The 10,493-nt window shown below is 69.6% G+C and carries 8 protein-coding genes; 4 read left to right on the plus strand and 4 right to left on the minus strand.

Annotation, left to right across the window (positions count from 1 at the left end):
- Nucleotides 1-387 precede the first annotated feature (387 nt).
- Nucleotides 388-1,209, minus strand: coding sequence for a helix-turn-helix transcriptional regulator (locus KIT86_RS22465; protein ID WP_297402544.1), 822 nt, complete (start codon nucleotides 1,207-1,209; stop codon nucleotides 388-390).
- Nucleotides 1,210-1,324: 115 nt separating this feature from the next.
- Between KIT86_RS22465 and KIT86_RS22470 the strand changes: the two genes are divergently transcribed.
- From KIT86_RS22470 to KIT86_RS22480, 3 genes are all read left to right on the plus strand, one after another.
- Complete coding sequence (locus tag KIT86_RS22470; RefSeq protein ID WP_297402546.1) at nucleotides 1,325-2,497, plus strand: MFS transporter; 1,173 nt, start codon at nucleotides 1,325-1,327, stop codon at nucleotides 2,495-2,497.
- Between the two features lie 61 nt (nucleotides 2,498-2,558).
- The gene (locus KIT86_RS22475; RefSeq protein WP_297402548.1) at nucleotides 2,559-3,314 is read left to right on the plus strand and encodes an SDR family oxidoreductase; all 756 of its coding nucleotides are present in this window, start codon (nucleotides 2,559-2,561) and stop codon (nucleotides 3,312-3,314) included.
- A gap of 69 nt (nucleotides 3,315-3,383) precedes the next feature.
- Nucleotides 3,384-4,385 (plus strand): DNA topoisomerase IB, encoded by a 1,002-nt coding sequence (locus KIT86_RS22480; RefSeq protein WP_297402550.1) that lies wholly within the window; start codon nucleotides 3,384-3,386, stop codon nucleotides 4,383-4,385.
- Here KIT86_RS22480 and aqpZ read toward each other — a convergent pair.
- Nucleotides 4,382-5,089 (minus strand): aquaporin Z, encoded by a 708-nt coding sequence (gene aqpZ / locus KIT86_RS22485; RefSeq protein WP_297402552.1) that lies wholly within the window; start codon nucleotides 5,087-5,089, stop codon nucleotides 4,382-4,384. The two genes, KIT86_RS22480 and aqpZ, sit on opposite strands and share 4 nt — an antisense overlap.
- A gap of 178 nt (nucleotides 5,090-5,267) precedes the next feature.
- Here aqpZ and KIT86_RS22490 point away from each other — a divergent pair, with 178 nt between their 5' ends.
- Nucleotides 5,268-5,729: a GNAT family N-acetyltransferase gene (locus KIT86_RS22490; RefSeq protein ID WP_297402554.1), complete on the plus strand. Its 462-nt coding sequence runs from the start codon at nucleotides 5,268-5,270 to the stop codon at nucleotides 5,727-5,729.
- A 30-nt stretch (nucleotides 5,730-5,759) separates the two neighbouring features.
- Here KIT86_RS22490 and KIT86_RS22495 read toward each other — a convergent pair whose 3' ends face one another.
- Both KIT86_RS22495 and KIT86_RS22500 read right to left on the minus strand, forming a co-directional pair.
- Nucleotides 5,760-7,202, minus strand: a complete 1,443-nt coding sequence (locus KIT86_RS22495; RefSeq protein ID WP_297402558.1) for an efflux transporter outer membrane subunit — start codon at nucleotides 7,200-7,202, stop codon at nucleotides 5,760-5,762.
- Between the two features lie 8 nt (nucleotides 7,203-7,210).
- A complete protein-coding gene (locus KIT86_RS22500) occupies nucleotides 7,211-10,390 on the minus strand; it encodes an efflux RND transporter permease subunit (RefSeq protein WP_297402556.1) in 3,180 nt (1,059 codons plus the stop codon).
- Between the last annotated feature and the right edge of the window lie 103 nt (nucleotides 10,391-10,493).

The following is a 10,493-nucleotide window of genomic DNA, read 5'->3' on the forward strand; positions in this document are numbered from 1 at the left end:
GGCCGCGCTCTAAGCCCCGGGCCATACCCGCTCTGCACATTGAAATCGGGCAGGCCGGCTTCGGCCTGGGCAGCACCCGCATCCACCGGCAGGGTGCGCGACCTCCTCGGGTCCGCAAAGTGAACGCTTTGCAGGGGTGCGAAAGCCGACCAGCCCCCCCTGGGCAAGGGGGGCGGTGGCCCGAACGGGTGTGGCATTACCGGGTTTCAATCAACGTCGGCGAGCCTCTCGGCTCCCCGTCCGGGCCACCATAAAACGGGGACCAGACAAGCCTGGGAGCCGCCGCGCAAACGCCGCGACCCCATCGATTGAAACCCTAGGAATGCCACTTCCGCTTGTACTTTAGTAGTACGAGCCGCGAAGTATAGCGAAAAAAATCGCCGCGTTTCAGGCGCTCGCGAAAAACTGGCTCGGCGTCTGCCCGAAGTGCTTGCGGAACATCGCGGCGAACGCACTCGGGCTCTCGTAACCGAGCGAGAGCGCCACATCGATGACTTTCTCCCCCGTGGCCAGTTGCTCCAGCGCGCGCAGCAGCCGCGCCTGTTGCCGCCATTGGGCAAAGGTCATGCCGGTGTCCTTGATGAAGAGCCGCTGGATCGTCTTCACATCGACGTCCAGCCGCCGCGCCCAGTCGGCCATGGTCGACGGGTCGTCGGGCCGGCGTTGCAACACGTCGGCGATCTGCAGCAGCCGGGAGTCGGTGGGCAGGTGCAGGTACAAGGGCAGCACCGGCAGGGCGCGCAGTTCGTCGAGGATGAGGCGCATCAGGCGGCCGTCGCGCGTGCCTGGCGCGCAGGGCTGCGGCACGTCCATGGCGGCGCGGATCAACTCGCGCAGCAAGGGCGAGATGGCGACCGCCTGCGTCCTCTCCAGCAGGCGGGGCGCGGCTTTCGGCGAGACCATGAGGCTGCGCATGTGCACCTCGCCCACGCAACGGATCTCGTGCGTCATGCCCATGCGCATCCAGATCGCGCGCGTGGGCGGCACCACCCAGCGCCCAGCCTCTGCCTGGACCACCATGACACCGCGCACGGCGTAGATGAGCTGGTGCTTGGCGTGCGCGTGCGGCTCGATGTGCCATCCCGCCGGGTAGTCGGTCGAGCGCGCGAAGATGGGTGAACGCTGCGCGTCGATCGCGTCCAGCACGTCCGCCAGGGCCGGCGGCCGGGGTGATGTGGCCATGTCGCTTTTGAGATGGTTGTTGGTCATTCAGCGCGAGACAGGCGTTGCCGCCTGCACCAGAATTCTGACAGGCCGCTCCCGCCGGATACCCTGTCATTCACGTATGCCCACGCCCCCTGCTCATCCCCCGCTTCGCAACTCCGTGGCCACCCAGTGGCTGCTGAACATCGGCCACGCCATCGACCACATGTTCCTGCTGATCTTTGCCACCGCCGTGACGGCGATCGCGCAGGCGTTCGGCGTCGCGCGCTGGGAGGACCTGATGCCCTACAGCGTGGCGGCGTTCTTTTTCTTCGGCGTGGGCTCGCTGCCCTCGGGCAAGCTGGGCGACCTGTGGGGCCGACGCCGCATGATGCTGGTGTTCTTCTTCGGCATGGGCGGCTCGGCCCTGCTGGTGAGCGCGACGCAGACGCCGCTGCAGCTGGCGTTCGCGCTGGCGCTGCTGGGTGGCTTCGCTTCCATCTACCACCCGGTGGGCATCCCCATGCTGGTCCAGGGCGCGCCCCGCCCGGGCTGGACGATTGGCATCAACGGCCTGGTGGGCAACCTGGGCGTGGCCGTGGCCGCCGTGGCCACGGGCTTTCTGGTGAAGTACTTCGGGTGGCGCATGGCGTTCGCGCTGCCGGGCGCCCTGTGCCTGCTGTTCGGCCTGGCCTTCGCCCTGCTCGCCACGCGCGAGCAGGCGGCACCTGCGAAGAAGAAGTCCACCACGACGGCGGCACCGGCCGGCGTGTCCATGGCCAGGCTCTTCCTGGTGATGACGATCGCCGCCACCAGCGGCAGCCTGTTGTTCAACTTCTCGACCAACAGCAACTACGAGCTGCTGAGCGACCGCCTGCAGGCCATTCTGCAGGACCCGGCGCAGATCGGCCTGCTGCTGGCGGCCATCTACGCGGTGGCCTCGTTCACCCAGTTGCTCGTGGGACACCTGATCGACCGGGTGGCGCTCAAGGCGCTGTATGTGAGCATCGTCGCGGCGCAGGCGGTGCTGCTGGGTTTGTCGATGGTGCTGGATGGCTGGGCCTTCTACGCCGTGCAGTTCCTCTTCATGGCGACGATCTTCGGCGCGATCCCGTTCACCGACGCGATGATCGTGCGCTTCGTTGACGACAGCCTGCGCTCCCGCGTCTCAGGCATGCGCCTGGCGGTGTCGCTGGGCGCGAGTTCGCTGGCGGTGTGGCTCATCGGCCCGGTGGTCAAGCAGGCCGGCTTCACCGCCCTGCTCGGCGTGATGGCCGCCACCTCGGTGGTCACGCTGCTGATCGTGAGCCAGCTGCCTTCGACGCCCGCGCCCCTGGCCCCCCCGGGCCGATAGGCACCGGGCGGCCGCGCGCCGTTACCATGGCCATCGCCCCTCATCCACCACAAGGAATCGCATGGCTTCAGACACCACCCCCAAGGTCGCCCTGGTCACCGGCGCGGGCAGCGGCATCGGCCGCGCCGTGGCGCTCGGTCTGTTGAAGGACGGCTACCACGTCGTGCTCACCGGGCGCCGCCCCGAGCCGCTGGCGGAGGTGGCGCAGGCGGGCGGGCCCAACGCCATCGCCATCCCCGCCGATGTGCGCGACGAGCACAGCGTGCAGGCCCTGTTCGAGCAGATCGAAAAGCGCTTTGGCCGGCTCGACGTGCTGTTCAACAACGCGGGTGTGAACGCACCGGCCGTGCCGATGGACGAGCTGCCGGTGGAGCGCTGGAAGGACGTGATCGACACCAACCTGACCGGCGTCTTCCTGTGCGCGCGCGCCGCCTTCGGCCTGATGCGCCGGCAGAGCCCGCAGGGCGGTCGCATCATCAACAACGGCTCGATCTCGGCGCACGCGCCCCGACCGTTCAGCTGCCCCTACACCGCGAGCAAGCATGCGGTGCTGGGCCTGACCAAGACCATCGCCCTGGACGGCCGGCCCTACAACATTGTGTGCAGCCAGATCGACATCGGCAACGCGCTGACCGAGCTCTCGGCCCGCATGACGCAGGGCGTGCGCCAGGCCAACGGCACCCTGGCCACCGAGCCCATGATGGACGTGGAACACGTGGCCGAGGCCGTGCGCTACATGGCCGGCCTGCCGCTGTCGACCAACGTGCTCAACATGACGGTGATGGCCAGCCAGATGCCTTTCGTGGGCCGCGGCTGACGGTCCTTTCCTACACGCCATACGGAGGGCGCCGACACGCGCCGCGTGCGGGGTGCGGACACTGGCACCATGCCCGCTTCACTCACCTACGCGCAGGACGACACCCCCGGCTGGACGCGCGTGCGCCGGGGCAAAGGCTTTGCGTACCTCAGCGCCACCGGGCGCCCGATCCGCGATGCCAGGCACCTCGACCGCATCCGCCGCCTGGCGATCCCGCCGGCCTACACCGAGGTCTGGATCTGCCCCAGCGCGCGCGGCCACCTGCAGGCCACCGGCCGCGATGCGCGGGGCCGCAAGCAGTACCGGTACCACGCCGACTGGCAGGCCCGGCGTGAGCAACAGAAGTTCGACCGCATGCGCGAGTTCGGCCGCACGCTGCCGCGCATCCGCCGCGCGGTGACGCGCGACCTGCGCGGGCGCGAACTCACGCTGGACACCGTGGTCGCCGCCATCGTGCGGCTGCTGGACCGCACGGCGCTGCGCGTGGGCAACGAGGCCTACGCGGCCGAGAACGGTTCCTTCGGACTGACCACCTTGCGCAACCGCCACGTGCAGGCCCGGGCGGCCAACCTGGAGATCCGCTTCCGGGGCAAGAGCGGCGTGGAGCAGACCGCGCGGCTCACCGACCCGGCCGCGGCGCGCATCGTTCGGCGCTGCCAGGACCTGCCGGGCCAACACCTGTTCCAGTACATCGACGAGGCCGGGCGGCGCCGCCCGGTGCGGTCCCAGCACGTCAACGACTACGTGCGCCGCGTGAGCGGCCACGACTTCACGGCGAAGGATTTCCGCACCTGGCACGCCAGCGTGCTCGCCCTGGAGCTGGCCGCCGGGCTGGCGCCGCCGGCGCCCGGGGAGGCGGTGGCCCCCACGCGCGCGATGGCGGTGGAGGTCGTGCGCCAGGTGGCCAGGCAGATCGGCAACACACAGGCGGTCTGCCGCCGCTTCTACATCCACCCGGCGGTGCTCGAGGCCGTGCTCGATGGCCCGGCCCGGCAAGAAGCGCCAGCCAGCGGCACCACCGAAAGCGCGCTGCTGCGCCTGCTCTCGCGCCGCCGGAAGAAAGCGGCTTAGCCCTCGTCGCCGTCGGCCAGCAGGGTGCGCCAGATCAGCGCGCCCAGCGCGGCACCCACGATGGGCGCCAGCCAGAACAGCCAGAGCTGCTCCAGCGCGATGGATGGGCCGAACAGCGCCGGGCCGGTGCTGCGCGCCGGGTTCACCGAGGTGTTGGTCACCGGGATGGAGATCAGGTGGATCAGGGTCAGGCACAGCCCGATCGCCAGGCCCCCAAAACCGGCCGCCGCGCGCCGGGCGGTGGCGCCGAGGATGACGAGCAGGAACACCGCGGTGAGCACCACTTCGGTCAGGAGCGCCGCTGCCATGTCGTAGCCGCCGGGCGAGCGTTCGCCATAGCCGTTGGTTGCAAAGCCGCCCACTTCAAAGCCCGGCTTGCCTGTGGCGATGAGGTACAGCACGCCGGCGGCGAGCACGGCGCCGAGCACCTGTGCGATCACGTAGCCAGGCAGTTCGGCCGCGCGCATGCGCCCCCCGAGCGCCAGGCCCACCGAGACCGCGGGATTGAAGTGGCCGCCGGAGATGGGCCCGAAGGCGTAGGCGCCGGTCAATACCGTGAGGCCGAAAGCCAGCGAGACCCCGACGAAGCCGATGCCCAGTTGCGGAAAGGCCGCCGCCAGCACCGCGCTGCCGCAGCCGCCGAACGTGAGCCAGAAGGTGCCGAGGAACTCGGCGGACCATTTTTTGAGATTGCTGTGTGCCATGCTGCTTTCACGCGAGTCCAGAGGCTCGAGAAGATAAGCAGGCACGGCGGGCGGCGCAAGCCGATTAACAATGATTTGACACTCCCGCGCATCCGGCGTGCCCGCTGCCTACCCGGCCCGCGCCCGGCCGGTTCCTCGTGGGGCGCGTCGGTCGCCCCCATGCTTGAGAATCCTCCGCATGCCCTTCACGCTGCACCCGCTCTCCGATGTTCCGGCCGAAGACTGGCTGGTGCTCCTGAATCACCCGGACGTGGTTCGCCACATGCCGCTGGCCGATGGCCAATGGACCGCAGACGCGGTCACCGACTGGGCCAAAGCCAAGGACGCCCAGTGGCTGAAGAACGGCTATGGGCCCTGGTCGATCCGGATCGACGGCCATCTGGCCGGCTGGGGCGGTTTCCAGCGCGAGGGCGACGACGCCGACCTCGCGCTGGTCCTGCACCCCGCGCACTGGGGCCACGGGGCCGAGATCGTTCGCGGCTTCATGAGCCGGCGCGCGGCGCTGGGCATCGGCACCGTCACCATCCTGCTGCCGCCGAGCCGCTCGCGCACGCGGGGCCTGGCCCGGCTGGGCTTCGTCAGGGAGGGCGAAGTCACGCTGGAAGGCCAGCGCTTCGTGAAATACCGCAGCCTCGGATAAGGCGCTGACGCCGTGGTCGGCGCCCGCCGCTCAGGAAGCCGGCGCCAGGTTGCCGCCCAGCACCTTCCACAGCGCCACGCGGTTGGCCTGCTCGGACTGGCGCAGCGCGATCAGCGCCTGCTGCGCCGCGTACAGGCTGCGCTGCGCATCGAGCACGGTGAGGTAGTTGTCCACGCCCGACGTGAAGCGCGCTTCGGAGAGCTCGAAGGCGCGCGCGTTGGCGTCCACCACGGCCTGCTGCGCCGCGAGGCGGGCCTCCCACTGCGCGCGTTCGGCCAGCGCGTCCGAGGCTTCGCGGAAGGCCGTCTGGATGGCTTTCTCATACTGGGCCACGGCGATGTCGCGGTTGGCCTGGGCCACGTCGACCGATGCCCGCGCGGCCCCGCCGTCGAAGATGGGCCAGCGGATCTGCGGCACGAAGCTCCAGGTGTTGTTGCCGCTGCCAAACAGGTTGTCGAGCTCGCGGCTGCCGGTGCCGATGCTGGTGCTCAGGCTGATGGTGGGAAACAGCGCCGCGCGCGCCGCCGCCACGTTGGCCGAGAGGGCCTGCAGGTTGAATTCGGAGGCCCGCACGTCGGGGCGCTCCAGCAGCAGCGACGACGGCAGCTCGGCAGGCAGGGCCATCAGCGCGGCGGGCGCGGCCGCCGGATCGGCGCGCAGGGTGTCGGCCGTGGGCAGCCATTCGCGGCGCAGGCCGCTGCCGACCAGGGCCTCGAGCGCGTTGCGGTCCTTGGCGACCTGGGCGGTGAAGGCGGCCACGTCGCCGCGCGCGGTTTCCACGGTGATGCGGTTCTGCGCCAGCACCAGCCCCGAGGTGCCGCCGAGCTGGTGGATGCGCTCGGTGAGCTGGTAAGCCTTTTCGCGGCCGGCCAGGGTGTCGCGCGCCAGGGCGAGGCGGGCTTCGTTGGCCGCCAGGTTGAGCCAGGCGTTGGTGACGTCGGCCACCAGCGTGATGCGCACGTTGCGCTGGTTTTCCTCCGACTGCAGGAACTGCTGCAGCGCCGCCTCGTTGAGGTTGCGCACGCGGCCCCAGAAATCGAGCTCGAAGCTGGTGATGGCGAGCTGCGCCGTGTACTGGGTGGTGGTGGTGGACAGGCCGTTGCTGGAGAGATCGGCCGCCGTGCGGCTGCGGCTGCCCTGCGCCGTGGCGGCCACGGTGGGCAGCTGGGCGGCGCTGGTGATGCCGTACTGGGCGCGCGCGCGCTCGATGTTGGACAGGGCCACGCGCAGGTCGCGGTTGTGGGTGAGCGCCTGCGCGATCGACTGGCGCAGCCCCGGGTGCTGCACCCAGGCCAGGCGCTGCGAGGTCTGCATGGCGCCCGCGCTCGCGTCCACCACGGCCAGCGGCTGGCCCAGCACGGGAGGCACCACGCCTTGCACATCGGGTCGGGCCGGTGGCTGCACGGCGCACCCGGCCAGCAGCACCAGCAGGGCGCCCACGCAGGCCGTGCGTTGGAAGAACGGTTTCGTCATCGGGCGCATCACGCGTCTCCTTGGTGCGACAGCGCGGGGGTGGCCTGGGGTGGCACGGCATCCGCCGCCTTCGAGCGCCGGCGCTGCACCCAGCTGCGCACCAGCAGGAAAAACACGGGCACGAAGAACAGGCCCAACGAGGTGGAAAGCACGGTGCCGCCCAGCACGGCCGTGCCGATGGCCTGGCGGCTGGCCGCGCCCGGGCCGGTGCCCAGGGCCAGCGGCAGCACGCCAAAGCCAAAGGCCAGCGACGTCATCAGGATCGGGCGCAGGCGCCGTCGCACCGCCTCCAGCGTGGCGTCGAAGATGCTGCGGCCCTGGTCCTGCAGCTGCACCGCGAACTCCACGATCAGGATGGCGTTCTTCGACGCCAGCCCGACGGTGGTCAGCAGGCCGACCTGGAAATACACGTCGTTGGACATGCCCCGGAAATACGTCGCCAGCAAGGCGCCGACGATGCCCAGCGGCACCGCGAGAATGACGGAGAACGGCACGCTCCAGCTCTCGTACAGCGCGGCCAGGCACAGGAACACGAACAGGATGGAAATGGCGTAGAGCAACGGCGCCTGGGCGCCGGACTGGCGCTCCTGCAGGGACGCGCCCGTCCACTCGTAGCCGATGCCCACCGGCATCTCGGCCATGATCTCCTCGACCGCGCGCATCGCGGCACCCGAGCTCACGCCGGGCGCCGTGTTGGCGATCATCTCCATGGCCGGCGAGCCGTTGTAGCGCAGCAGCTGGGGCGCGCTGCTGGTCCAGGCGGTGGAGGTGAAGGCGGCCAGCGGCACCATCTCGCCACTGCGGTTGCGCACCGTCCACTTGCCGATGTCCTGCGGCAGCATGCGGTAGGGCGCGTCGCCCTGCACATAGACGCGCTTGACGCGGCCGTTGTGCACGAAGTCGTTGACGTAGGAGCCGCCCACGGCGCTGGAGAGCACGTTGTTGATGTCGCTGGTGGACAGGCCCAGGGCGGCGGCCTTGCGGTCATCGATCAGCACCTTGAGCTCGGAGGTGACGTCGAAGTCGGTGGTGCGCATGTTGGTGAGCGCGGGGTGCTTGGCGGCCAGCTCGATCACGCGGTCCTTGGCGGCCCGCAGCGCGTCGTTGCCCAGGCCGTTGATGTCCTTGAGCATGAAGTTCACGCCACTGTCCGAGCCCAGGCCGCGCACGGCCGGCGGCATGGAGACGAAGATGCGCGCGGCGCGGATGCGCGAGAGGTCGCGCGTGGCCTTGCGCGAGATGGCCTCGGCGCTCTGCTCGGGGTTGGGGCGCTCGTCCCAGGGCTTGAGGCGCACGAAGATCGTGCCCGAGCTCTGGTTGCCGCTGTTGCCCGCCAGCGAGTTCACGCGCAGCACATCGGGCTGCGCGTTGAAGTAGCGGGTGATGTCCTGCAGCACCGTTTCGAGCTGCGCGTCCGACGAACCCGCGGGCAGCGTGACGCTGGCGGTGATGAAGCCCTGGTCCTCCACCGGCAGGAAGGACGTGGGCAGCTTCTGGAACAGGAACACCACGCCGCAGACGAGCAGGGCAAAGAGCAGCATCACCCGCTTGCTGCGCAGCAGCAGCTGGCGCACCGCGCCCTGGTAGCGGGTGGAATTGCGGTCGAAGCCGGCGTTGAACCAGCGGAAGAAGCGGTCCACCCACCCCAGCAGGCCCGAGCGCGCGGGCGCGCCTTCGTGCAGGTGCTCGGTGGGCTTGAGGAGGGTGGCGCACAGGGCCGGCGTGAGCGAGAGCGCCACCAGCACCGAGAACGCCATGGCCGAGACGATGGCGACCGAGAACTGCCGGTAGATCACACCCACCGAGCCCGAGAAGAAGGCCATGGGGATGAACACCGCCGAGAGCGTGAGGCCAATGCCCACCAGCGCGGGCGTGATCTCGGCCATGGACTTGATGGTGGCCTCCTTCGCGGGCAGGCCCTCCTGGTGCATGACCCGCTCCACGTTCTCCACCACCACGATGGCGTCGTCCACCAGCAGGCCGATGGCCAGCACCATGGCGAACATGGTGAGCATGTTGATCGAGTACCCCAGCACCGAGAGCACGCCGAAGGTGCCCAGCAGCACCACCGGCACGGCGATGGCGGGGATCAGCGTGGCGCGCAGGTTCTGCAGGAAGATGAACATCACGATGACCACCAGCACCATGGCCTCGGCCAGGGTGACGGCCACCTCCTTGATGGAAGCGCGCACATAGGGCGTGGTGTCGGAGCTGATCACGCCGGTGATGCCATCGGGGAAAAACGGTGCGAGCTCGGCCATCTTCGCGTTGACCGCCGTGGCCACGGCCATGGCGTTGGCGCCGTCGGCCAGCACGATGCCCAGGCCGGCGCCGGGCTGGTTGTTCAGGCGCGACTTCACCGTGAGGTTGTCGGCGTCGAGTTCGACGCGCGCCACGTCGCCCACCGTGACGAGGGAACCGTCGGCGGCGGCCTTGAGCACGATGCCGCGGAATTCGTCCACGGTCTTGAGCTTGGTGCGCGCCGTGATGGTGGCGTTGAGCATCTGGTCCTTGACCGCGGGCAGCGCACCGAGCTGGCCGGCGGACACCTGGGCGTTCTGTGAGTTCAGCGCCGAGACGATGTCCGAGGGCATGAGCGCGAACTGCTCCAGCTTGCCCGGGTCCATCCAGATGCGCATGGCGTAGCTGGTGCCGAACACGCTCACGTCGCCCACGCCGTCGATGCGCGAGATCACGTCGACCACGTTGCTGGTGATGTAGTCACCGATCGCCACCTGCGTGACCGAGGGGTCGGGCGAGGTGAAGACGTAGGTCATCAGGTTGTCCTGGCCGCCCTTGTTCACGAACACGCCCCGGCTCTTCACCGCCTCGGGCAGCCGGTTCATCGCCGTCTGCAGCTTGTTCTGCACCTGGACCTGGGCCACGTCGATGTCGGTGCCGGGCGCGAAGGTCAGCTGTGTGCGCGAGCGGCCGGCGGAGTCGCTGGTCGAGCTCATGTAGAGCACGTTGTCGATGCCCTTGAGCTGCTGCTCGATCACCTGCGTGACGGAGTCGGCCACGGTCTCGGCCGAGGCGCCGGTGTAGATGGTGTTGATCGAGACGCGCGGCGGCGCGATGTCGGGGTACTGCTCCAGCGGCAGGGTGAAGATCGACATGAACCCCGCGAGCATGACCACGATGGACAGCACCCAGGCGAAGACGGGACGGTGGATGAAGAAATGGGCCATGGTGCTGCTGCGTGTGGGGTGCGATGGGCTGCTCGGAAGGGGCCAGGCTCACCCGGTCGGGGTGGGCCTGCGGGGCGCGCTCAGGGCTTGGGCGGAGCGGAGG

The sequence above is a fragment of the Hydrogenophaga sp. genome (assembly GCF_026125825.1).
Taxonomy (GTDB): domain Bacteria; phylum Pseudomonadota; class Gammaproteobacteria; order Burkholderiales; family Burkholderiaceae_C; genus Hydrogenophaga.